The 618-nt window shown below is 67.8% G+C and carries 2 protein-coding genes; both read left to right on the forward strand.

The window, feature by feature from the left end:
• The coding region (locus AC07RN_RS20920; RefSeq protein ID WP_478337206.1) for a heat shock protein transcriptional repressor HspR at window positions 1-313 on the forward strand (313 nt) is incomplete at its 5' end.
• Window positions 314-385: 72 nt separating this feature from the next.
• Window positions 386-618: hypothetical protein (locus AC07RN_RS20925; protein ID WP_478337207.1), on the forward strand; the 233-nt coding region annotated here is incomplete at its 3' end.

Consider the following 618-nt stretch of genomic DNA (forward strand, 5'->3'; position numbering starts at 1 on the left):
TGCGCAGACTCTGCGCAACTACGACCGGCTAGGGCTGGTCACTCCGCACCGTACAACCGGTGGCGGACGCCGGTATTCGCCGCGGGACGTGGCGCTGCTGCGTGAGGTGCAGCGCCTGTCCCAGGACGAGGGCGTCAACCTCGCCGGCATCAAGCGCATCATCGAACTGACCAACCAGGTCGAGGCCCTGCAGAACCGCGTCGACGAACTCGCCGCCGAGATCGCACGCGTCCACGCCAGCTACCGCCGCGACCTCGTCCCCAGTCCGCGCAGCAACGCCATCGTCGTCTGGAAGCCGCGCAACGAGCGCTGACCGCATCCGTCTTGTCCCCGGCAGCCCGCTGATTGCTAGGGTGTCTGCCGACAGGACCTGGGGGGGGGCGACGTGGACGCGTTGACGGCTGATCTCGAACATCTCGACCGACTGAGCTCGGCGCTGCATGCACTGGGCGACGAAGCTCGTTCGCTGCGTACCGGATCGGCGGCAGGCCCTTTTGCGTCGACTCCCGGCGGCATGATGTCGTCGGTGCTCGAAGCGTCGAGTATCGCGGCGGACCTGGTCGATGGGGCGCTCGTCGCGGCACTGGCGGAAAGGCTCGGCGAAACGGGTGACGTCAT

The sequence above is a fragment of the Lelliottia sp. GFLA7 genome (assembly GCF_056490165.1).